This is a genomic window from Microbacterium sp. 2MCAF23 (assembly GCF_052115565.1).
Lineage (GTDB): Bacteria > Actinomycetota > Actinomycetes > Actinomycetales > Microbacteriaceae > Microbacterium.
This window is the reverse complement of the sequence record NZ_JBFRGY010000002.1, coordinates 226,766-249,527: the sequence shown is the minus strand read 5'-3', so window position 1 is coordinate 249,527 and position 22,762 is coordinate 226,766. Positions and strand designations below refer to the sequence as shown.

General features: G+C 64.3%; 16 protein-coding genes and 1 tRNA gene. 9 read left to right on the top strand and 8 right to left on the bottom strand.

Annotation, left to right across the window (positions count from 1 at the left end):
* Positions 1 to 3: 3 nt before the first annotated feature.
* Genes tal through pgl form a run of 5 tightly spaced genes read left to right on the top strand, consistent with a single transcriptional unit; the run spans position 4 to position 6,029 of the window.
* The gene (gene tal, locus AB4078_RS02645) at positions 4 to 1,116 is read left to right on the top strand and encodes a transaldolase (RefSeq protein ID WP_441975845.1); all 1,113 of its coding nucleotides are present in this window, start codon (positions 4 to 6) and stop codon (positions 1,114 to 1,116) included.
* Complete coding sequence (locus AB4078_RS02640) at positions 1,113 to 2,732, top strand: glucose-6-phosphate isomerase (protein ID WP_441975844.1); 1,620 nt, start codon at positions 1,113 to 1,115, stop codon at positions 2,730 to 2,732. Before tal ends, AB4078_RS02640 begins: the two co-directional genes overlap by 4 nt.
* Positions 2,733 to 2,767: 35 nt before the next feature.
* Positions 2,768 to 4,315, top strand: coding sequence for a glucose-6-phosphate dehydrogenase (zwf, locus tag AB4078_RS02635; protein WP_233309394.1), 1,548 nt, complete (start codon positions 2,768 to 2,770; stop codon positions 4,313 to 4,315).
* Entirely contained in the window at positions 4,312 to 5,247 is a 936-nt protein-coding gene (locus tag AB4078_RS02630) for a glucose-6-phosphate dehydrogenase assembly protein OpcA (RefSeq protein WP_440731675.1), read from the top strand. Before zwf ends, AB4078_RS02630 begins: the two co-directional genes overlap by 4 nt.
* A 2-nt stretch (positions 5,248 to 5,249) precedes the next feature.
* Positions 5,250 to 6,029: a 6-phosphogluconolactonase gene (pgl, locus tag AB4078_RS02625; protein ID WP_441975843.1), complete on the top strand. Its 780-nt coding sequence runs from the start codon at positions 5,250 to 5,252 to the stop codon at positions 6,027 to 6,029.
* Between the two features lie 31 nt (positions 6,030 to 6,060).
* On the opposite strand, the gene AB4078_RS02620 is transcribed toward pgl, so the two are convergent.
* A complete protein-coding gene (locus AB4078_RS02620) occupies positions 6,061 to 7,284 on the bottom strand; it encodes a DMT family transporter (RefSeq protein WP_440731673.1) in 1,224 nt (407 codons plus the stop codon).
* Positions 7,285 to 7,327: 43 nt separating this feature from the next.
* On the opposite strand from AB4078_RS02620, the gene def reads away from it, so the two are divergent.
* The 4 genes from def to AB4078_RS02600 all read left to right on the top strand — a co-directional run bounded on the left by def (position 7,328) and on the right by AB4078_RS02600 (position 9,199).
* The gene (gene def, locus AB4078_RS02615) at positions 7,328 to 7,894 is read left to right on the top strand and encodes a peptide deformylase (RefSeq protein ID WP_440731672.1); all 567 of its coding nucleotides are present in this window, start codon (positions 7,328 to 7,330) and stop codon (positions 7,892 to 7,894) included.
* A 142-nt stretch (positions 7,895 to 8,036) separates the two neighbouring features.
* Positions 8,037 to 8,549 (top strand): septum formation family protein, encoded by a 513-nt coding sequence (locus AB4078_RS02610; protein WP_441975842.1) that lies wholly within the window; start codon positions 8,037 to 8,039, stop codon positions 8,547 to 8,549.
* 154 nt (positions 8,550 to 8,703) lie between these two features.
* Positions 8,704 to 8,779, top strand: a tRNA-Asn gene (locus AB4078_RS02605).
* Between the two features lie 183 nt (positions 8,780 to 8,962).
* Entirely contained in the window at positions 8,963 to 9,199 is a 237-nt protein-coding gene (locus AB4078_RS02600) for a helix-turn-helix transcriptional regulator (RefSeq protein WP_441975841.1), read from the top strand.
* A gap of 50 nt (positions 9,200 to 9,249) precedes the next feature.
* Here AB4078_RS02600 and AB4078_RS02595 read toward each other — a convergent pair whose 3' ends face one another.
* From AB4078_RS02595 to AB4078_RS02565, 7 genes are all read right to left on the bottom strand, one after another.
* Positions 9,250 to 9,819, bottom strand: coding sequence for a helix-turn-helix domain-containing protein (locus AB4078_RS02595; RefSeq protein WP_441975840.1), 570 nt, complete (start codon positions 9,817 to 9,819; stop codon positions 9,250 to 9,252).
* Positions 9,820 to 10,154: 335 nt separating this feature from the next.
* Positions 10,155 to 11,918 carry an ATP-dependent nuclease gene (locus tag AB4078_RS02590; RefSeq protein ID WP_441975839.1) on the bottom strand — a complete coding sequence of 588 codons (1,764 nt, stop codon included), beginning with the start codon at positions 11,916 to 11,918 and terminating at the stop codon, positions 10,155 to 10,157.
* The gene (locus AB4078_RS02585) at positions 11,915 to 14,998 is read right to left on the bottom strand and encodes a type III restriction-modification system endonuclease (RefSeq protein WP_441975838.1); all 3,084 of its coding nucleotides are present in this window, start codon (positions 14,996 to 14,998) and stop codon (positions 11,915 to 11,917) included. Before AB4078_RS02585 ends, AB4078_RS02590 begins: the two co-directional genes overlap by 4 nt.
* A gap of 4 nt (positions 14,999 to 15,002) precedes the next feature.
* Positions 15,003 to 16,967 carry a site-specific DNA-methyltransferase gene (locus AB4078_RS02580; protein ID WP_441975959.1) on the bottom strand — a complete coding sequence of 655 codons (1,965 nt, stop codon included), beginning with the start codon at positions 16,965 to 16,967 and terminating at the stop codon, positions 15,003 to 15,005.
* Positions 16,967 to 18,847, bottom strand: coding sequence for a site-specific DNA-methyltransferase (locus AB4078_RS02575; RefSeq protein WP_441975837.1), 1,881 nt, complete (start codon positions 18,845 to 18,847; stop codon positions 16,967 to 16,969). Before AB4078_RS02575 ends, AB4078_RS02580 begins: the two co-directional genes overlap by 1 nt.
* Positions 18,844 to 19,509 carry a DUF4391 domain-containing protein gene (locus tag AB4078_RS02570; protein ID WP_441975836.1) on the bottom strand — a complete coding sequence of 222 codons (666 nt, stop codon included), beginning with the start codon at positions 19,507 to 19,509 and terminating at the stop codon, positions 18,844 to 18,846. Before AB4078_RS02570 ends, AB4078_RS02575 begins: the two co-directional genes overlap by 4 nt.
* The gene (locus tag AB4078_RS02565; RefSeq protein WP_441975835.1) at positions 19,506 to 22,760 is read right to left on the bottom strand and encodes a helicase-related protein; all 3,255 of its coding nucleotides are present in this window, start codon (positions 22,758 to 22,760) and stop codon (positions 19,506 to 19,508) included. Before AB4078_RS02565 ends, AB4078_RS02570 begins: the two co-directional genes overlap by 4 nt.
* Positions 22,761 to 22,762: the final 2 nt, after the last annotated feature.

The window sequence follows — 22,762 nt, the reverse complement described above, 5'->3', positions numbered from 1 at the left end:
CGCATGACCACCCCCACCGCAGCCCTCTCCGCCGCAGGCGTCAGCATCTGGCTCGACGATCTGTCCCGCAGCCGCATCACGTCCGGCAACCTCGCCGAGCTCATCGCCACGCGCAACGTCGTGGGTGTGACCACCAACCCGACGATCTTCGCGAACGCGATCACCAACCCCGACGACACCTCGTACGACAGTCAGGTCGCGCAGCTCGCCGCCTCCGGTGCAAGCGCCGAAGAGGCGATCTTCGAGGCGACCACGCAGGACGTCCGCGACGCCCTCGACGTGTTCCGCCCGGTGTGGGAGGAGACCGGGCACGTCGACGGCCGCGTGTCGATCGAGGTCTCCCCCGACCTCGCGCACGACACCGAAGGCACCATCGCTCAGGCCAAGGAGCTCTGGGCCAAGGTCAATCGCCCGAACCTGCTCGTGAAGATCCCCGCGACGAAGGCCGGGCTGCCCGCGATCACGGCGGCGATCGCCGCCGGCATCAGCGTCAACGTGACGCTGATCTTCAGCCTGGAGCGCTACGCCGAGGTGATCGACGCCTACCTCGCGGGCCTCGAGCAGGCGAAGGCCGCCGACATCGACCTCTCGACGATCCAGTCGGTCGCGTCGTTCTTCGTGTCGCGCGTCGACACCGAGACCGACAAGCGCCTCACTGCGATCGGCACGGACGAGGCCATCGCGCTCAAGAGCAAGGCTGGTCTCGCGAACGCTCGCCTCGCGTACGAGCTGTACGAGCAGACCTTCGCGGGCGACCGCGCCGCGGCCCTGCTCGCCGCCGGTGCGAATCGCCAGCGACCGCTCTGGGCCTCCACAGGTGTGAAGGACCCGGCGCTGCCCGACACCTTGTACGTCACCGAGCTCGTCGCAGCCGACGTCGTCAACACGATGCCGGAGAAGACGCTCGAGGCGACCTTCGACCACGGCGTCGTCACCGGCGACACCGTCACCGGTACCTACGACGAGTCCCGCGCGGTGTTCGCCGGTCTCGCCGCGGTCGGCGTCGACTTCGACGACGTGACCCAGGTGCTCGAGGACGAGGGCGTCGCGAAGTTCATCGACTCCTGGCACGAGCTGCTCGGCCAGGTCCGCGAAGGACTGGAAGCCCAGCGGTGAGCTTCGAGATCCACACGTCCGGGGCGCCGAAGGCGGCGATCGACGAGGTCGTCCCGCGCCTGGTGGGCGAGCTGATCGCCTCCCGGATCACCAACGGCGATCCGACCGTGTGGGGCGAAGCCGCCGAGGCCGAGGCGAGCATCCGCCTCGGCTGGGTCGACGCCGTGAGCGTCTCGCGCCCCCTGGTGCCGGAGATCCTGGCACTCCGAGCCGACCTCGCGGCGAAGGGCGTCACCCGGGTCGTGCTGGCGGGGATGGGCGGATCCTCACTCGCTCCCGAGGTCATCTCGCAGACCGCCGGCATCGACATCACGATCCTCGACTCGACTTCGCCCGGGCAGGTGCTCGCGGCGATCGACGCAGGACTCTCCGACACGGTGCTCGTGGTGTCGTCCAAGTCCGGCTCCACGGTCGAGACCGACTCGCAGCGCCGCACGTTCGAGGCGGCATTCAGCGATGTCGGCATCGACCCCGTCGAGCGCATCGTCGTCGTCACCGATCCCGGCTCGCCTCTCGACGAGTCGGCGCGCGCCGCCGGCTACCGGGTGTTCAACGCCGATCCGAACGTCGGCGGCCGGTACTCCGCCCTCACCGCATTCGGGCTGGTGCCGTCGGGTCTCGCCGGCGTGGACATCACCGAGCTGCTCGACGAGGCCGAAGCCACGCTGCTGCAGGTCGCGATCGACTCCGCCGAGAATCCGGCGCTGCTGCTCGGCGCGGCGATCGCCGCGAGCGCACAGGCCCCGGGCGGGCCGCGCCGCGACAAGCTGGGTCTGATCACCGACGGCACCCACATCGTGGGTCTGCCCGATTGGATCGAGCAGCTCGTCGCCGAGTCGACGGGCAAGGAGGGCACGGGAATCCTTCCTGTGGTCCTGCTCCCCGTCTCCCCCGAGGTGGAGAACCGGCCGGTTGACCTGCAGCTGGTGCGCCTCGTCGACGATGCCGACGAGTTCCACCTCCGCGAACGCCACCCCGGCGAGATCCTCGTCAGCGGCACGCTCGGCGCGCAGTTCGTGGTCTGGGAGCACGCCACCGCTGTCGCGGGCTACCTGCTCGGAATCAACCCGTTCGACCAGCCCGACGTGGAGTCGGCGAAGGTCGCCACCCGTGGGCTGCTGGACGCGCGCCCGGAGCCGTCGCCCGCAGCCTTCGTGCAGGACGGCGTCGAGGTGCGCGCGTCCGACGCCTCTCTGCTCACGTCCGGCACGATCGCCGGGGTGCTCGACGCTCTGTGGCAGACGCTGCCGACGGATGGCTACGTGTCCATCCAGGCCTACGTGAACCGCCTCGAGATGCCGCAGCTGCAGGGCCTGCGCGAACTCGTGGCCGCGGACTCGGCACGTCCGACCACCTTCGGCTGGGGCCCGCGGTTCCTGCATTCGACGGGTCAGTATCACAAGGGCGGTCCTGCCCAGGGCGTGTTCCTGCAGATCCTGGAGCGTACGGACCTGGATCTGGAGATCCCGGATCGTCCATTCACGTTCGGCCAGCTCATCGAGGCACAGGCCGCGGGCGACGCCGGTGTGCTCGCCGCGCACGGCCGCCCCGTCGTGACCCTGACGATCACCGAACCACAGGACGATGTGCTCGACCTCTTCGAGGCCGCGCAGTAGGCATTCCACAGAGCACTCAGGAGAATCCCCCACTGATGACTGTTCCCGTCTCCCGCGGCCGCAACCCGCTGCGCGATCCCGACGACCGCCGGCTGAGCCGGATCGCGGGGCCCAGCGCTCTGGTGATCTTCGGCGTCACCGGCGATCTGTCGCGCAAGAAGCTGATGCCCGCCGTCTACGACCTCGCCAACCGCGGCCTCCTGCCCCCCGGGTTCGCCCTGGTCGGCTTCGCCCGCCGCGACTGGGAGGACCAGGACTTCGCCCAGGTCGTCTACGACGCCGTCAAGGAGCATGCGCGCACCCCGTTCCGCGAGGAGACGTGGGCGCAGCTGCTGCAGGGCATCCGGTTCGTCTCGGGCGAGTTCGGCGACCCGGACGCGTTCCGACGCCTGCGCGAGACGGTCGAGAAGCTCGACGTCGAACGCGGCACCATGGGCAACCATGCCTACTACCTGTCGATCCCGCCGAACCAGTTCCCGCTCGTGGCGCAGCAGCTGCGCGACTCGGGGCTCGTCGAGGGCCACGAGGACGCCGACCACTGGCGCCGGGTGGTGATCGAGAAGCCGTTCGGGCACGACTTGGCCTCGGCCCGTGCGCTGAACGACGCGCTCGAGGGCACCTTCCCGGCCGACTCGATCTTCCGCATCGATCACTACCTGGGCAAGGAGACGGTGCAGAACATCCTGGCGCTGCGCTTCGCGAACGAGCTGTACGAGCCGATCTGGAACCGCAACTACGTCGACCACGTGCAGATCACGATGGCCGAGGACATCGGCGTCGGCGGCCGTGCCGGCTACTACGACGGCATCGGCGCTGCCCGCGACGTCATCCAGAACCACCTCCTGCAGCTGCTGGCCCTCACCGCCATGGAGGAGCCGATCAGCCTGTCCGCAGAGCACCTGCGCGCCGAGAAGGAGAAGGTGCTGGCGGCGGTGTCGCTGCCCGACGACCTTTCTCTCGCGACGGCTCGTGGACAGTATGCGGGCGGCTGGCAGGGTGGTGAGCAGGTCACCGGGTTCCTCGACGAGGACGGCATGGATCCGGAGTCCGCCACCGAGACCTATGCCGCGGTGAAGCTCGAGATCAACACCCGGCGCTGGGCGGAGGTGCCCTTCTACCTGCGCACCGGCAAGCGTCTGGGCCGCCGCGTCACCGAGATCGCGGTCGTCTTCAAGCGCGCCCCGGAGCACCTCTTCGGCAGTGGACAGACCTCCGAGCTCGGCCAGAACGCGCTGGTCATCCGTGTGCAGCCGGACGAGGGCGTCACCCTCCGCTTCGGTTCGAAGGTCCCGGGCAGCGGCAGCAATGTCCGCGACGTGACGATGGACTTCGGCTACGGACACGCCTTCACCGAGGCCAGCCCCGAGGCGTACGAGCGGCTCATCCTGGACGTGCTGCTCGGCGACCCGCCGCTGTTCCCGCGCCATGAAGAGGTCGAGCTCAGCTGGAAGATCCTCGACCCCGTGGAGCAGTACTGGGCCGCCGAGGGCGGTCCCGTGGAGCAGTACGCTCCCGGATCCTGGGGACCGGCCTCCGCCGACGCCCTGCTCGCCCGCGACGGACGTGTCTGGAGGCGCCCGTGATCATCGATCTGCCCGACACCACCACCAGCCAGGTCGCGAAGAACCTGGTCAAGGCCCGCGAGGAGGGCGGCGTCGTCGCCCTCGGCCGCGTGCTCACGCTCATCATCGCCGCGACCGACGATGTCGCCGAGTCCGCCATCGACGCCGCGAACGACGCATCCCGCGAGCACCCGATGCGTGTGATCGTGCTGACCACGAGCGACGGGGATTCCCACCTCGATGCGCAGATCCGCGTCGGCGGCGACGCCGGTGCGAGCGAGGTCGTCGTGCTGCACGCCTTCGGCGACGCCGCGAGCAACGAGGAGAGCCTCGTCACGGGTCTGCTGCTGCCCGACGCCCCCGTGGTGGTGTGGTGGCCGCGCGAGGCTCCGGAAGCACCTGCGGCCTCTCCCCTGGGCCGCATCGCGCAGCGCCGCATCACCGATGCAGCTACCGCGCAGGACGTGCGCGCTCAGCTCGAAGTTCTCGGCCGTACGCACGTGCCTGGCGACACCGACCTGGCCTGGACCCGGCTCACGCACTGGCGCGAGCAGCTCGCGGCGGTGCTGGATCAGCCGCCGTACGAAGACGTCACGGCCATCGAGGTGCGCGGGTCCGCCGCCTCGCCGTCCACGGCGCTTCTGGCCGGCTGGCTGCGCCTCGCTCTCGATGTGCCGGTGCGCTGGGCGTATGAGAGCCCTGAGGTGTGGCACGAGGGCATCAAGTCGGTGCGCCTGACCCGTGCGAACGGCGACATCCTGCTGGAGCGCCCGGTACCGGGATCCGCCGTGCTCACCCAGCCCGGGCAGCCCGACCACGAGCTGCACCTGCCGCGGCGCACGCTGCGCGAGTGCCTTGCCGAGGAGCTGCGCCGCCTCGACCCCGACGTGCTCTACGGCCGCGTGATCACCGAGGGCTGGGAGCTGCTCGAGGCCCCGGAGCCGGTGGCCTGACGATGGCTGCGGATTCCCCCGCCAAGCGGGTCGTCATCGGCGAGGACCCGGCGTCTCTCGCCGGCATCGTGGCTGATCGGTTCCTCGTCCGCGTGCACGCACGCATCAGGGACGGGCGGCTCGCCCACATCGCCCTCACCGGAGGCAGCATGGGAACCGCTGTGCTGCGGGCGGTCGCCGAGCACCCGCGCGCGTCCGAGGTGGACTGGTCGCTCGTGCACTTCTGGTGGGGCGACGAGCGCTTCGTGCCGGCGGACGATCCCGACCGCAACGCGGGACAGGCGCGGGCGGCGCTGCTGGACCGCATCCCGGTCCCGCCGGAGAACGTGCACGAGATGGCGGCGAGCGATGCGGGGCTGAGTCTGGACGAGGGCGCCGCGGCCTACGCGGCGGAGCTCGCGCGCTTCGGCGATGCGGAGCGTGCCTGGCCGTCGTTCGCCGTGTGCTTCCTCGGCGTCGGCCCCGACGGGCACATCGCCTCGCTCTTCCCGGACCACCCGGAGATCACGGTGACCGACGCCGCGGTGCTGCCGGTGCGGAACTCGCCGAAGCCGCCACCAGAGCGGATCACACTGACCCGTCCGGTGATCAACGCCTCCAAGCGGGTGTGGCTCGTGCTCACCGGCGCGGAGAAGGCCTCGGCACTCGGTCTCGCCCTGGCGGGGGCGAACTACGAGAACGTGCCGGCCGCCGGCGCCAAGGGGCGCAAGCGCACCGTGTATTTCGTCGACGAGGCAGCGGCCGCCGAGGTCGCACCCGACCTCATCGACATCGATTACTGACCGACCCCGCAGGGCCGGATCCGGTTCCCGCTCAGGCCCCTGAGGATCCGTTCCCGCGCTCATCGGCGTCTCCGCCGGCGCGGGGAGCGTCTTCACGGCGGAACGGGGCCACGTTCGACGGCCACTCCGGCGCATCGGGATGATGACCCGGAGCACCCTCGGAAGCACGCCCGGGCGAGGCCGAGGGCGCGGCAGCCTGCGACGCGGCCCCGCTGGGCGGCGTCTGCGTCGTCGAAGATCCGGATTCCTCGCGCGCGCCGGAGGGCGTCGCATCGCCGGAACTGCCCCGAGTGATCGGCAGCTCCTGGCTCTCGCTGATGACCTGCGGATGATAGCGGGCGAGCGTGACCACGCCCCAGCCCGCGATCGCGCCGGAGACCCCGAAAGCGATGAACACCCACGGCGGCGCCGCTGCTCCCTCTTCGAGCACGAGCAGCCCGATCAGCACCGCCACCATGGGGTCGACCACGGTGAGCCCGGCGATCACCAGATCCGGCGGACCGGAGCCGTACGCGGTCTGCACGAAGTAGGCGCCTGCGGCACCCGCCGCGATCAGGGCGATCACGCACACGGCGGTGAGCCAGTCGAACTGCCCGAACTGGATCCGGCTGATCACGGCCTTGGCGAGCGTGGCCACGAAGCCGTAGAGGATGCCGGCGCCGGTCACATAGAAGAGCGCACGCATACGGCGCCGCAGGATCAGCCAGCAGGTGCCGAGCACGATGATGACGACCAGCAGGATCGTGAGGATGGTGAACAGCTGGATCTCGCTGATCTCGCGCTCCACGGCGAACAGGGCCGCGAACAGCACGAAGATGAAAATGCCGCCCACGCACGCGAAGATCGAGACGAGCGAGCGCTTGGTCGGCGCGACGCCCGTCACCCGGGCGTTCAGCAGCGTCGTGATGACGAGCGCGATCGCGCCGAGCGGCTGAACCACGATCAACGGCGCCTTGGTGAGCGCAGCCAGCTGGCAGACGATGGCGAGTGCCAGCATGAGGGTGCCGATGATCCAGGAAGGGCGTGTGAGCAGCCCGCGGACCTGCGCCCAGCTGAGGCCTGTGGCGGCGTCGGAGCCGCTGAGTCGCTCCACCTTCTCCACACCGCGGTGCTGGTACTGCGCGCCGAGCGACATGAACACAGCTCCGGCGAGGGCGAGAGGGATGCCCATCAGCAGACCGGGGTTCTGGAACACCCCGGCGAGATGCTCGCCGACGTCGGCCGTCCCCATGGTCCGCGTCACGTTCTCCAGCACCCTTCGAGCCTACCTGCCGCCCGCCGCCGACTAGGGTTGACGCGTGGCTGTGCTTCCGATTCGCATCATGGGCGACCCCGTTCTGCATTCCCCCGCCGATCCGGTCGGCGAGATCACCGATGAGATCCGCACTCTGGTGGCGGACATGCACGAGACCATGGACGTCGCCCCCGGCGTCGGACTCGCCGCGCCGCAGGTCGGTGTCGGCCTGCGGATCTACGTCTATTCGTATGTCGACGACGACGAGAACCCGTGGCGCGGGGAGATCATCAACCCTGTGCTCTGGATGGCGCCCCTCGAGCCTGGCTCCCCCGACCCGGACCTCGAGTCCGAGGGCTGTCTGTCCTTCCCCGGCGAGCGGTTCCCGCTGCGCCGCTCGGAGCGAGTGCTGGTGACCGGCATGGATCTGAACGGCGACGCGGTGCGTATCGAGGTCGACGGGTGGCGCGCCCGCATCATGCAGCACGAGTTCGATCATCTCGACGGCATCCTCTACGTCGATCGCCTCGACGACGGCGACTGGAAGACCGTGCAGAAGATCGCCCGCAAGCGTGGCTGGGGCCGCCCCGGCGCCAGCTGGCTGCCCGGCGTGGACGATCTCGAAGGCTGAACCCGAGAACTTCCACTCGGCACAGAAATTCCCCAGGACAGCGCATCTTTCGCGCAGGTTTGAGATTTCCTCTTCCGCACCGGTACGTTCGTACCGTTCCCGCGTTCTGCGTGGATTCATAGCTTCTAGAGGGGGAATTCCCATGAACGACCGCGCTCTTCTCCGCCGCGTCGCCGTCGTCGGCTCTGCGCTGGTCTTGGCCGCCGGGCTCAGCGGCTGCAGCGTGATCGGCAGCATCCTCGGCAACGGGGGCGGCGACGCGCCGCGCGACGACAAGGCCCAGGTCACCCAGAGCTCGAGCATCGGCATCTTCAATCTCAAGCTCGGCGACTGCAAGATGAGCGATTCCGGGACGACCGTCAGCGACACCGACGTCGTCCCGTGCGACAAGCCGCATGACGAAGAGGTCTTCTACGAGTTCAAGCTCCCCGACGGGGAGTACGACTCCGCCGCGATCGACAAGGAGGTCGAGAAGTGCGCGGGTGACGCCTTCACGACATTCATCGGCATCGCGTACGACGACTCGACGCTCGACGTCGCGTACATGACGCCGACGAAGGACACGTGGGAGGAGATGAACGACCGTCTCGTCCAGTGCATCGTGAGCGACCCGGCCGGACAGACCACGGGCTCCCTCAAGGGATCCGCGCGCTGAGCGCGCCGGAAGCCGCGTCCTAGGAAGGGTCCGCTGCGGTGGGCCCTTCCGTCGTTCACGACGTGCGCGACGACGCGCCCGGGCGTCGTGCCGTGGCGGAGTCGGGACGCAACCTTTGCTATAGTTGACGAGTTGCCCGCGCAGCGGGAAGCATTCCTCGGTAGCTCAATTGGCAGAGCAGCCGGCTGTTAACCGGCAGGTTCTTGGTTCGAGTCCAAGCCGGGGAGCCAACGTGTGGCCCCCGATCCCAGTATTTTCAAGGGATCGGGGGCCATTTGGCTATTCCGAACACTCGTGTGAAAGTCGCTCCAACTCACCTTAAACTCACCGAAAACAGCCGGTTCCCGAGTGGTCTACGCGTTGATACGCGTTAACACTATGCCGTGTGCGGCCTGCCTGCTTAGGGTGGCCTCATGACTGTGCATGATGCGACTGATTCAGGCCGCACCGACCGGCTCGCGGCGGCTGATCTTCCGACGTTGCTGACCAAGGAGGACGTGGCGGAGTACTTCGGCGTTTCGCCTCGAACGATCGAGGCGTGGCGTCAGGCTGATACCGGGCCGGCTCCGATCAAGATCGGCAAGCATCTTCGGTGGACAGCTACGTCCGTCCGGGAGTTCGTCTTGAGCCAGGACCAGAGCGTCGAGTAGTGCCGCCGGGCATGGCGTACGCAGAGTCCGCAGCTCACCGCTCCGGCGAATCATGCCGATTCGAGTTCGCCGGCCTCGATGAGAACGCCTCGGCGGCGCAGCGGCTCGGGCACCCTGTCGACATCGACGAGGTCTGTCAGTTCCGTCGCCCAGGGGGTCCATCGGGCGGTCGGATCCCCGGAGGTTTCGGTTACCCAATGTGGCGTCGGGATGCCACGACGGGCGGTCACATATTCGACGAGGCCGGCGATTGCCCACGTCCATCCGTCTTCCTTTGATTCCGGCTCGTCGATAGTCAGTGCAGCTACAGCGAGGACGTCGCAGACCTGGAGGGTGCTCGCAAATTGGAGGAGCGCCTGTGCGGCGGCGTTGCGGTCGCCGTCCCCGAGGTGGTCCTGGATCCGGGCGGCCGTCTCTGCCGCGCTTGCGCGGCCGTGCGTGTCGACCACGATAAGCCGGGCGCCGAGTCCACGCGCCCATGCCTCGGCCGTCGATACGCGGGGATCCCGACGACCATGCTCGTATGCGTAGATGGCGCTTGTGTCGATACCCGTGCGCGCGCCAAGGATCGTCGCGGGAAGACGTCGACGATGTCTAAGCCGGATGAGTTGATCAATCAAACATCGCCAAAGTATAGGGCGAATTCGCCCTATACTCCCGTGTTGCACAGGCGGCCGATTATCAGCAGCACGAGGCCCCGGGGAACCACGACGGTACATCTTCGACCGGTTCGATGAGCGTCGCCAGATCCTCGAGACCGAGCTGACCGCCGACTGCATCGAGTCCGAGCGCCTCGTCTCATTCCTCGAGAGACGTGACGAGTACGCTAGCCACAACGTCTTCTGGATGCGCGAGCTCACCCGCCTGAAGTTGGCCAGCAGATCGACAAGGGCATGGGTCTCAACGAGACACTTGCCCGAGGCTACTGCAGCGGCGTAGGCGACTGGGGTGCCCCTCAAGGCACGAATCGGGCCGCTCTCGCCAACTTCGGCAGTTCGCTTCGTAGTGCCCTATATGAATACGGCAGGCTGACTGGCTTCAGTCCGGCGAACACGGGCAGCAACGCCTCTTGGCGCTTGATTGCCTTCGCCTTCACCGTAAGCAGGTGAACCTCCGTTCGGTCAGGTTGCGGGACGTTCAGTCGGTCAAAGAGGCGATTGCGTGTCTCCTGAGCCACAACGAGGTCAATCTCCATCGCGTACCGGAAGCAGAAGAAGCCGACCCCTCGGAGGCTCGCCATCGCCTGCAGGTGGTTGTCTGTGAGTTGCGCGACCACTTTGCTGTAATCCGAAGCCTTCGGAAACAGCGTAGACAGCAACGAGTCCGTCTTGGCCTCGGCCCCGTACTGCGGGTAGCCCTTGGAATCCAGGCTCGCCTTGCGCTCACCATTCTTGTACGGGAGGAAGTAGTCCTTATCGACGACGAACGCGCTCGCGATCCCGAGTTCCCGGAGGATGTGAAACATGTGTGGAATCTGGTCGACCCCATCGAGCGCGACCAGACTCATGCCTAGCTCTGCGGTATCGGCGCCGGCCTCCTGAAGCAGCGCCAGGATCACCACGGAGTCGATCGGGCTCTCCGTAACAGTCACGAAGTCGGCAAAGATGAACTCGGAATTCCTCCGTCGATGGAACTTGTAGTAGGAGTCACGGTCCAATTTGTGTCGGGTGAAGAAGTCTGAGGGTATCTGCCGAATCTGCGCCTCGAGGCCACGGTTCTTCCCCTTGATTCGACGACACAGCACGACTTGCTCATGATCGAGGGAGTCCACGACGGTCGGTGAGTGCGTGCTGAAAAGGACCTGGAGACCCAGGCTCATGATCCGGTTGATGAGCTGACGCTGCGCCTGCGGGTGCAGGTTCTGCTCGGGTTCCTCCATCCCGAGGACGAACGTCTTGCTCTGAAGCTCCGCGAGGTATGCGTACAGCGCGAAGATAGCCATGCTCTGGGTACCGCTACCGCTGTCCGCAAGAGGGATAGACTGCCCTCCCTCGTTCACGCTCAGTGCGAGGTTGGCCAGGAGGAGCTTGTAATCGGGCTGCGATGAGTAGCTCAACTCGAAGCTGAAGGGGCCGTCGCTTGGTGCGACCTTACGAAGCTGCTTCTCGAACCCAGACAGAGAGTTCTTCTGCAGCTGGCCACCGAGCTTCGCCACCTGCGGGCTGACCCGGTCACGCTGGCGGTTCGAAGTGACCCACTCGTCAACGGCACGCTCCAATAGACCTGACGACGGCTCGTGCGCGACGGCATGATCTCGCCGAGTGGGGATGAGTGCGTATGCGACCTGCTTGCGGAGAGCATCGTGAAATCCGGGGGCAGCTGGCTGCCACTTGCCGGCGACAAACACGTTCCAGACGGCCTGTCGGCGGAACTTGAGTTGCGCTCGCACTTGGCCCGAACCCGACTGCACCCTCGGCAGGGCTGGGTCGTTCGCGAGCCCATCGATCGTGACCTCAATCACTGACTGCATCGTCCGGCTGTACGCATGGTTGCCGTTCTCGAAGTCGGCCTTCTCGCCGTCGAAGTTGAAAAAGGCGTTCAGTGCCCGAAGAATTGTCGATTTGCCCGAGCCGTTCTGGCCCACTAGCGCCACGGTGTCGCCGAGCTCGATATATGCCGATGCAATCGCTCGAAACTTCTCGATCTTGAGGCGCGTGATCCGGACGCTCCCGGACGGTGCCGCCGCAGCGACGCTGGGTACAGCAGTCACCGCCTTCACGCCCCCACTAGGGTCAGCAGCGAATCGTAAGAGTCGACGACGTCATACTTCACGCCGTCGCGCTCGGCCTTGTCGTTGAGGGCGGCGAAGAACTTCTTCGCACACTCGATCTTGGCGTTCTCGACGCCCTTGAGCTGGAGGGTCGACATGGAGCCCTTGGTCTCGGCGACGAAGTACACGTGCTTGACGTTTGTCACGTCGTCGCGGAAGGCGATGGCCCAGTCGGGGTTGTAGTCGCCGACTGGCGTCGGGATGAAGAACCCGCGGGGCAACTTGGAGTAGACGACAACCTCGTCGCTGACGTCGAGTCTTTCGACGAACGATCGCTCGACCTTGGAGTCCGTGACGACGTACTCGTAGACGCTCTTCTTGAGCTTGTCCCCAGCCTTCGTCAGATCCTGGGCGGTCTGGTTCTCGGTGAAGATCGAGGAGTCGTAGCTGCTGTCGAGCGGGTCGTAGGTCAGGTGCTCGACGATGACAGTTGCCTTCTGCTCGTTGATCAGGCGAGCAGTCTCGGTGATGAACTGCTCGGGGTTCTGCTTGAACTTCGCGAAGGTGCCGGGGTTGATGCCGGTGAGGATCGCTGCGCAGGTGCGCCTAGTGAGTTGAGTCTTCTCCGCGATCTCTCCGAGCAGGTCGTACTTCACGGTCGAGCCGGCCGAGACCGCCGAATGCTCGACCTTGGTCTCCGAGACCTTGAAGCCGGTGCCGGCTTCGAGTTGCTCGACCTCAAGGCCGACGACCTGTTTGCCGGCCTCGACAAGGTACTGCATTACGGTCACGTTGAGTGAGGTGTCGAGCACGCGAATGCAGTTGCGGATCAGCTCGGCGGAGTCGAACTCCACCTGGTAGACCGCCTTGTGGTTGATGCGGCCCCACAATTCTTGGAACTCGCGCTTCTTGAAGTTCGTCTCGTTGAACGGAATCCTCTTCGGCTTGCGGCCATCGGTCGGCTTGGGCACGTCGAGGTAGAGCGCGTCGACGAGAGGCCAGACGAAGTCGATGACCGTCTTGAGCGCCTCGGCTGTCGGAGCGGCGAGCGTCCCGTCTGCCCGTGCGTCCTTGTACGTCTGGGTGACGAAGCCGTCGTCATCAATGTAGTCGTTGCGGATCAGGTGGTTGTAGAGCGCCTGCGCGAGCGCCTTCTCCATGACGCTCGTCGAGCCGTTCTCGAGCGTGATCTGCTTTCCGGTGAAGTAGTCGACGCTCGCCTTGCGCGGGCGGGCCGACAGCGACTCGATGATCTCCTTCTGCAGCGCCGTGACGAAGTCGGTGTAGGACTCATCGGTGACGACAGTCAACTCGTTGATGTCATGCACGGTGACTGGGTTGTCCATCCGCTCGCCGTGTTGGTCGACCGACAGGCGCAGGCCTCGCCCGATCTCCTGTCGCCGCGTTGTAGTGTTGTCGCTCTTCTTGAGCATGCCCATCACGAAAACATTGGGGTTGTCCCAGCCCTCACGCAGCGCCGAGTGTGACCAGATGAAGCGCACCGGCTCCTCGAAGGACAGGAGCCGCTCCTTGTCCTTGAGGATCAGGTCATAAGCGTCCACGTCATCCGACTGACCTGCGAAGTCACCCCTTGCGGCGATTTTGCCGTTGACCATCTGCTTCGTCTTCTTGTCGATGGAGAAGTAACCCTCGTGGGTCGAGCGCACCGGGATCGCCTCGACGTGCTTGCGGAAGCGCTCTGCGGCCTCATCGAAGTCGAGCTGGCTGAGATGGTCAGCCAAGACTGCCTCGTACTCCTCCTCGAACAGCCGAGCGTACTCGCCAAGGGTGTCCTCGCGGGTGTAGTCGCGGTACTTGGCGACCTCGTCGATGAAGAATAGCGACAGCGTCTTGATTCCCTGCGCGAACAGCTCGCGTTCCTTGTCGAGGTGGGCGCGGATGACTTCACGGATCTGGATGCGACGTTTCTGATCCTCCGCGATGTCTTCGGTCACTTCACCGGCGCCGATGACATCGCCGTTGCTTAGCTCGATGATGTCGCGGTTCGCGTCGACGTCCCGGATGAACAAGCCCTTGTATGCCTCGATTCCGCCGGAAATGTCGTGCAGATTCATGCCCTGGCTGAGTCGCTTCATCTGCCGTTTGATGCCCTGGGCGGTTTGCACCTCCAGTTCGACGCGAGCCTTAGGGAAGTCAGCGCCCTTACCGATCTCCAGACCATCCACGTAGAGGTACGCCGTGCTTCCGGCCAAGTGCTTGACTGTGATGCCGCGTACGGCAATCTTCTTCACCAGTTTCTGGTTGTATGCATCGACGGCGTCGAGACGGTGCACCTTGGTGCGCTCGACCTTGTGCGTGGCTGAGTAGCGCAGCGCGAACAGCGCGTTGAACAGCCCGAGTGCCTCCAGCGACTTCGATGGCTTCTTCGCATCGCCCTCGATCTTCTGAGGCTCGTCGATGATCAGGATCGGCCGGTTCGCCGCGATCACATCAATCGGCTTTCGGGACTGGAAGTCGTCGAGCACTTCGTAGATGCGGCGGGCGTCCTTGCCCGTGGCGTTGAACGCCTGGATGTTGATGATCATCACCTGCACGCCCGCGTCAGACGAAAATCGCTCGACTTCGTGCAGCCGCGACGAGTTGTAGACGAATGTGCGTGGCTTGGTCCCGTATAGCTGCTGGAAGTGCTCCGCGGTGATGTCAAAAGACTTCTTCACGCCTTCACGGATCGCGATCGACGGCACGACCACGATGTACTTCGACCAGCCGTATCGCTTGTGAAGTTCCATGATCGTCTTCGTGTAGACGTAGGTCTTGCCGGTGCCGGTCTCCATCTCGATGTCGAGATTGAGTGGGGCCGCCGACTTCTTCACCGGGTCCTTGAGATCCTTCGACAGCGGCAGCCCACGACGCTGCTGGACCCGGTGGATGTTCTCCAGGAGCTGCGGCGGCGTCAGCGCGATCTCGGCGTTGCGAAGTCCAGCATCCTCCAACAGGGTCGCTGCGGCCTCCTTGCCGGGGTCGATGCGGTACTTCACCCCGTCGGCATACGGCTGCCCGCTGAACACATCGACCACGGCGTCGACGGCTTCGGTCTGATACTGCTGAACCTTGAATTGGAGCTTCATCGAGTCAGATCGTCCTAACCTCGGTCTCGGGGGACACCTCGCGGAAGATTTGCTCGGCGTTGATACGCGCCGCGTCGGTGGCGAAACCTGCGTCCAGGAAAACGGCGCGCAGAGGATGACGACCTGCGATCTCCTTCACAACGGCGTCGGTAACCTCATCTGCAAAGCACGCGATGAGGGCGCTGTCGGCGACCGAGAGCACCCGTCGCGCGCTAATCTCCTCGACCTCGATCGGTTCAGCGAGGTCGAGCCCCCAATCGAGCAACACCTGGAAAAGCAGGTCCTCGTCTTCGCGGTCGGACTTGACGCTGCCGACAGCATCTGTGAGCGCGACCTGCACGAGATCGTCCGCGGACACGAGGGTGTCGGTCATGTTGGTGGTCGCTACGTGAAGCGACCGAAAACCGACGTCGAGATTGACCCCAAGTAGTCCGGCAGCCTGTTTAGTTTGTGCCCCGGCCCGGCGCAGTCGTTCTCGGCTGATTCCGGCGATGGTGTCGTAGTGCGGGTGGTCGACAGCTTCGTCTAGTTGGACGAGGATGTAACGGCGTCGCCCACCATCTGCCGCATTGAGGTCCATCACGGCGTGTCCAGTCGACCCAGAGCCTGCAAAGAAATCGAGAACAACCGCGTCCTTCGCGCCGGCGGTGACAAGGCGGAGCCAGCGCGCAAGGACGCGTCGGTCCTTCGGGTTCTCGAAGACGATCTCGTCCATTAGGTTTCGCATGTCGGTGCTGGCGGCTTTGCGATCCTGCTCGAACACCGATATCGCGACCTGCTCGCTCGTCTCATCGAGGAATGAGATCCCGCGGGGGATCGCTGTCTCGTCCGGACCAAACCAAATCTGACCTTCCGCGATGCGGCGATCCATCTCGTCCTTCTGGAAGCGCCATCCGGTCTTCGGAAGCGTTACTGGCCTGCCTGTTTCCGGGTGGAGAACCTCATAAGTGGGGCCACCACGTCCAGGCCACGTGATGTTGCCGTAAGTGTTCATCGGTCGGCCAGTGCCCGGCTGAAGTTGGTCATACCGTGCCACCGAGTCGGTAATTTCGCCGGCGCTCTTCTTGCTCTTGAGCCAAGCCTTCCACTGGGCGGAGGCGTCTTCGTCACTCTGGCGGGCGCCCCAGATCGACGTGGCCTTTGTCAGCGCTGCATCGAGCCCAACCTTTGGCTCGCGCCACCGCACACCGAGCTCGCTAAGACGTGCCTCGTTCCTCGCGTAGATCAGCATGTAGTCCGCGCCGTTTGAGACGTAGCGTGAGTCGTTCTTCCGGCCGCCCTGCCACACGACATCAGAGATGAAATTATGGGCGCCGAAGACCTGGTCGAGGAGGGCGCGAAGGTTCGCGTGCTCGGTGTCGCCGACCGCGGCGATAATCACTCCGTCGTCGGTCAGCAGGCTGCGAGCCAGCTTCAGCCGGGAGTACATCATGCTCAACCAGTCGGAGTGGAAGCGGCCGTTCGCCTCGGTGTTCGCGACGAGGCGGTCGCCCGTGTCGGACCTCTGGCCTGAGCGGGCGAGATAGTCGGCGCTCGACTCTGCGAAGTCATCGTCGTAGACGAAGTCGTTGCCGGTGTTGTACGGCGGGTCGATGTAAATCACCTTGACCTTGCCTAGGTACGACTCCTGGAGCAGCTTGAGCGCGTCGAGGTTGTCGCCTTCGATGAAGAGGTTCCGTGTCGTGTCAAAGTCGACCGATTCCTCGCGCACTGGGCGCAGCGTCTTCGCGATTGGCGCGTTGGCCGCGAATGCCGCGGCGCGCTTCCCGGGCCAATCGAGCTGGTAGCGCTCCTGCGGTCCCTCTACCACATGATCAGAAAGCTCCTGGCGGAGCAGGTCGAAGTCAACGGCGAGAGTCACGTTGCCCTGCGCATCTCTCGTCTCGGTGATGACCTGCGGGAACAGCTCGGAGATCATCTCGACGTTGCGTGCTGCGAGGTCGGGTGAGTGCAGTGAGCGCTTTTCCATCACGCGCCACTTCCCAGAACCACGAGGTCATATGGTCTTGACCTCCGTGCCAGGCGACAGCTCACGGAAGAGCTGCTCGGCGTTGATCCGATCCGCGTCGGACTTGAATGCCGAGTCGCGGAACACCGCGCGCAGTGGCTGAAGTTTCGCGATTTCGGTGACCGCATCAGCAGACACCTCCTCGCTGAAGCACGCGATGAGTGCGTCGTCGTCGACGCGGAAGATCTCTCTCTCTCTCTCTCTCTCTCTCTCTTAAGCGGTTCGCGCTGGATCGGCAGGCTGAGGTCGAGCCCCCAATCGAGGAGCACCTGGAAAAGCAGATCCTCGTCCGTGCGGTCAGGCTTCACGCTGTCGATCATCTCGGTCAGTGACGCTTGGACGAGGTCCTGGGTTGAGGCGGAGGTGTCCATCATGTTCGTGGAGTCCACGCACATGGCGCGCAGCCCGATGTCCGTGCAAAGCGGACCGAGGTCCACGCCGGCATTCTTCAGGCGATCGCGGGTGATTGCAGCGATGGACGTGCCCTCCTTCCCAGCCACCCGCTCCGCGACCTGAACCAATATGAAGCGCCGCTGGCCCCCGTCAGAAGCGTTGACAGCAAACACCGCGTGACCGGTGGTTCCGGATCCGGCGAAGAAGTCCATCACGAGATCGTCGTCCCTCGTCGCCCAGCCGATGATTCGTGACAAGAGTCCGACACTTTTTTCGGTGTCGAACTTTTCGGTCTCATTGCCGCTCAGGGTCAGGTCCATCCAGTTGTCGCTAAGCAGCTTTCCCTCGCTCGGCGGCACGTAATACTGGACCACACCATTGGCGTTTAGTCGAACAAAGTTGAGTTTGACGTTCGTGGCTGCGAGATGGTCGAGGTAATAGGTATCCAGGTCGATACGGTCGGCGTGCTCCGCAAGGTAGGTCGCGTAGTTCTGGGCAGCCTCTTTCGTGCGACCTTCCTCCCAGCGCCACTGACCCGAGGTCGGGGTTGAACCGAAAAGCTCGTACCGCATGGTGGGGCGATCCGTTCCCCGCCAGAAGGTGTCCCATTTCCCCGGCTTTGAGTCGGCGTGGGCAAGGGAGAGCTTTGGAAGACGTACCGCTTCGCTCCGCGCGTACAGGAGGACGTACTCATGGCCCTGTGACAACGCGCTCACATCTTCGAACTGGGCCTGGACGTTCTTGATTCCTCGACGTACCGCGATCGTGTTCTTGTGGCTGCCAGGACCGAAGATCTCGTCGCAGATCTTGATCAGGTTGTGCAGTTCGTGAGAGTCGATGCTGATGAAGAGTAGGCCGTCATCGGTCAGGAGGTTCCGTGCCAGCTTGAGCCGCGGGTACATCATGCTCAGCCAGTCGGAATGAAATCTGCCGTTCGACTCAGAATTGGTGATGAGGCGGTCGCCGGAGTCGGTCCGCTGTCCAGATCGTTCCAGGTAGTCGGTAGTCGACTGTGCGAAGTCGTCCTCGTAAACGAAGTCGTTGCCGGTGTTGTAAGGCGGGTCGATGTAGATCAGTTTGACCTTGCCGAGATAGGCCTCCTGCAGCAGCTTGAGGGCATCGAGGTTGTCGCCCTCGATGAACAGGTTCTTCGTCGTATCGAAGTCGACGGACTGCTCGCGCATGGGGCGAAGAGTCTTGGCGATGGGGGCGTTTGCGGCGAAGGCCGCGGCCCGCTTACCGGGCCAGTCGAGCTGGTAGCGCTCCTGCGGTCCCTCGACGATGTGGTCGGCAAGCTCCTGACGGAGGAGGTCGAAGTCGATTGAGCGACGGGGTGCACCATCGGCGTCAATCGACTCGGTGACGACTGTCGGGAAGAGTTCCGCGAGCTTTTCGATGTTCGCCTGGGTGAGGTCGGGGGACGTCATTCGGAGCTTCTCAATGGTCACTTCTGCTCTTCCAGTTCTGCTTGCTTCGCCTTCAACGCGCGGCGTAGATCGATCTTTCGATTGAGTTGAGGCTCCGAGCGGAGCCTGCGCTCGAGTCCGGCAATTTCCCTCTGAAGTCGGCGCACCGCTTCCAATCTCACACCAACATCAGACATCTCTTCGCCCGGTCGAGTCTCGATGGGAGTCAGCGGAGCGAGGATAGCGGAGTAGAGGGCTGGTAACGAGATGGCGGTCGGCAAGGGCACCCGTTCAGCATCGGTGGGCATCCATCGCGTCGAGTAGTGCGCCGGCGTCTTCGATGTTCCCCTGCCCCGCGGCTTGTGGGCGGCAACCATCCGAACCTCGCGGCGCCCTGCTGCTTCGCGGGTGACCTCGAAGACGATCGGATTCGGAATCGCCTGGTCGATGGCGGCCAGCACAGCGTCGGTAACATCGTCGCGCTTGCTGTCGATCTGGAAGACCTCAATCTCGGGCACCGCGGGACTGCTCGGCAGATTGATCGTTTCCTCAGCGAGCTTGTGTGTCCATGTGATGCGGTGAACTTCGGCGACGAACTTCTCGCGCAGCGCCGCCGTCACGGTGGCGTTGTCGTACAGCTTCTCCTTCGGAACGCGGGCGCCGAAGCGACTGCCGGCCGGCCACTGGTAGAGGACGTCGGTCATTGCGTTGCCGCCGGATCGACCACAGCGATAAAGGCGATCAGCTCGAAGTCATCGAGCCCTGCGATCTGCTGCGTGAGGGCGGTGGTGTGACCGCCACGGAAGAGACTGTCGATGTCGCGTTCTTCAGTGACATCAATCATCGACCGGATCGCATCCGTCAGGAGCGCCGAGTACATGCCCATGTCGGAACCCTCGTGGGTGGCCTCATTGAAGATGCGGGTGACCTCCGCGACGGGCTCGTCGTACGGGCGAGATCCCGTCCGAACGAGGTCCAGGAGGAGCTTGGCTTCAGTGTGGTCGGCGATGACCTCACCGCTGTCGTCCACATAGACGAGGTAGTGCGGGTGCAGCCGGTTTCCGCGATTCACAGCAGGGTCAGCGTTGACGTTCTTCAACGCGAAGATGACGCCGGGCAGCAGTCCCTTGGAAGCGTCCGCAGGGATGACGGCGTGCAAACCTCGTGGGGCCGTCGCGACGTCGCCATACTCGTCCATGTAGGCGAGTAGGTCCATCCGGAAGTCATTAAGACCGAGATCTGTGATCGAAACACCCGCACGCACGTCCTCAAGCTCGATGTTCTCGCTCTGCAGCTTGCGAAGCTGCTCCTTGCGGAACGCGGCATCCGAGTCCTCGGGGTTCAACACGTTGTCATCGGCAGAGCCGGCGAGATCGGCAATGACCATTCGGTTCTCGACGCGCTCCTTGAGGTTGATGTACTCGTCGAGCGAGATGTCGGGCCAGAAGTTGACGAGTTGGATGACCTCGTTCGTCGACCCGATGCGGTCGATTCGGCCGAACCGCTGGATGATCCGCACCGGGTTCCAGTGGATGTCGTAGTTGACGAGGTAGTCGCAGTCCTGAAGGTTCTGCCCCTCGCTGATAACATCCGTGCCGATCAGCACATCGATGTCGCGCGTCTCATCGGGCATTGTCAGGTGACGCTGCTTGGACGTCGGGGAGAACATCGACATGATCTGCTGGAAGTCGAAGCCTGTACCGAGCGTCGACTTCGCGCCGTGGCTACCGCCTGTGATCACGGCGCTTTCGAGCCCCGCCTGCTGGAGCGTCGGCGCAAGCTCGCGATAGAGGTAGTTCGCGGTGTCGGCGAAGGCGGAGAAGATCAGGACCTTGCAGTTGTCGGCGTTGAGCGGACACTCCGCCTTCTGCTCGACGAGATGCTGGAGCTTGCGGAGCTTGAGATCGTGTTCAGGGGTTACCTTCTGCATCTCGTCGAGCAGCTCACGGAGGGTCTCGCGATCGTTCCAGAGATCGCGCTGCCAGGACTCGATGTCGACATCATCGAGGTCGATCCTGATCTTCTCGCCGAACGACAACGCCTCGACGTTGGCATCGTCCTCATCGTCGAGGTCGAAGTCGAGATCGTCGAGGTCGCGGATCTCGGGAATAGCTCCCGCATGGTTGTTCAGTCGGGTGAGGGTGCTGTCGACGGCATCCTCGATCTTCGCCAGCGTGAGTCGGAAGGCCTCGACCGAGCTCTCGAGCCGCTTCAGCAGGTTCACCGTCATCAGCTTCTTCAGGCCCTCCTCTCGCCCCTTCTGGCCGAGGTTGGAGCGGGCGTTGCCGGCCGTGATGTTGTAGAGGTCTTCGTACTTGTTGATGCGACTCGGAAAGACGTACCTGAGAGGTGTGTAGACCGCGAGCTCGAGAGCTTGCAGTTGCTCGAAGATCTCGTTGAACGAAGGAACGTCAGGCAGATCCGTGAGCGCTTCGCGGATTGATGCCGGCGGCAGACGCTTTGGGAAGGGGCCGATCTCGCTCGTGTCATAGAACGCCTGGATGTGCTTGCGGGAGCGCGCGATGGTGACCGCGTCGAGCAGCTCGAAGAAGTTGAAGTCGAGCATCTGCAGGATCCGGTCGGCGGTGCGTTCTTCGGCAGGGAGCTTCGACCACTCGTTGAACACCGTCTGCGCGTCTCGGAAAACCCGCTCGACCGATGTCGAGAGCGTGAGCTTGGCGGCGAGGGTGTCGCTCTCACCCTCGTAAGCGAGCTGCAGCTGATTCTTGAGATCGTTGAATCGGTTGTTCACCGGCGTAGCCGAGAGCATCAGCACCTTGGTCTTCACGCCTTCGCGGATGACCTGCCTCATGAGCCGCTGGTAGCGCGACTCCTTCTCTTCGGCGTAGTCGGCGTTGCGGAAGTTGTGCGATTCGTCGATGACGACGAGGTCGTAGTTGCCCCAGTTGATGCGATCCAACCGGAGGCCGAGCGACTCGCCCCGCGTGCGCGAGAGATCCGTGTGTGCGAGCACGTCGTAGTTGAAGCGATCACTCGCGAAGATGTTCGTCGTGAGGTTGGCGTTGTAGTTCGTCCAGTTTTCCGCGAGCTTCTTCGGGGCCAGGACGAGCACTGACTTGTTCCGCAGCTCGTAATACTTGATGACCGCCAGGGCGGTGAATGTCTTTCCCAGGCCGACGCTGTCGGCGAGGATGCAGCCGTTGTAAGTCTCGAGCTTATTGATGACTCCTGTCGCGGCATCCCGTTGGAAGTTGTACAGGCTCTGCCAGACCTTGGTGTCCTGGTAACCGGTGCGATCGTTGGGAAGCACATCTTCGCTGATGTCGTCGAGGAACTCGGCGAAGATGTTGTAGAGCATGAGGAAGTAGATGCGCGCCGGCGAGTTCTCGGCGTACACGCTCGCGATGTAGTCGTAGACGGCCTGCGTGACGTCATTCAACTGGCCCGGGCTCGCCCAGATCTGGTCGAACAGGTTGAGGAAGCTGCTCGCCTCGGGGGCGCCCTCGAACTTCGTGACCATGTTGGAGACCGCATTGCCGCGCTCGTAACCGAGATCGGCAGTGGTGAAGCCCTGCAAGGGCATGTACGCGGCACGGTCATCGACCACCGCGAACTGCTGCATATGGTGGCCGCTGGCGTTCGATCGGAACGTGACCTTCTCGCGCACCCACGCCGCGCACTCACGAGCGATCGCACGCTGCGTCAACTGATTGCGGAGCCGCACCTCGAACTCGGAGCCGTAGAGCGACGATTCTGCATGAGGGATGAAGAATTCTCGGCGGTCCTTGCGCAGCTTGTCGGTCGCCTGGCCGTTACTGAACGACGGAGAGGTGAAGATGAACTCGAGCTCGTCGAGGTGCTCGAGTTCGCTGCGCAGCGCCTCGAAGGCGAAGATCGAGAATGTTGATGCCGCGATACGGACCTTTGAGCCGCGGCCGATCTCTGCCTTGAGATCGTCACCCAGCAGGTCAGAGACATTGTCGATGATCCGCATGT

Excerpts from the sequence above, each read along its gene's own strand:
- AB4078_RS02565 (WP_441975835.1), bottom strand. The coding sequence starts at position 22,760 with ATGCGGATCATCGACAATGTCTCTGACCTGCTGGGTGACGATCTCAAG.
- AB4078_RS02580 (WP_441975959.1), bottom strand. The coding sequence starts at position 16,967 with ATGGAAAAGCGCTCACTGCACTCACCCGACCTCGCAGCACGCAACGTC.
- AB4078_RS02610 (WP_441975842.1), top strand. The coding sequence starts at position 8,037 with ATGAACGACCGCGCTCTTCTCCGCCGCGTCGCCGTCGTCGGCTCTGCG.
- tal (WP_441975845.1), top strand. The coding sequence starts at position 4 with ATGACCACCCCCACCGCAGCCCTCTCCGCCGCAGGCGTCAGCATCTGG.
- AB4078_RS02585 (WP_441975838.1), bottom strand. The coding sequence starts at position 14,998 with ATGAAGCTCCAATTCAAGGTTCAGCAGTATCAGACCGAAGCCGTCGAC.
- zwf (WP_233309394.1), top strand. The coding sequence starts at position 2,768 with ATGACTGTTCCCGTCTCCCGCGGCCGCAACCCGCTGCGCGATCCCGAC.
- AB4078_RS02570 (WP_441975836.1), bottom strand. The coding sequence starts at position 19,509 with ATGACCGACGTCCTCTACCAGTGGCCGGCCGGCAGTCGCTTCGGCGCC.
- AB4078_RS02600 (WP_441975841.1), top strand. The coding sequence starts at position 8,963 with ATGACTGTGCATGATGCGACTGATTCAGGCCGCACCGACCGGCTCGCG.
- pgl (WP_441975843.1), top strand. The coding sequence starts at position 5,250 with ATGGCTGCGGATTCCCCCGCCAAGCGGGTCGTCATCGGCGAGGACCCG.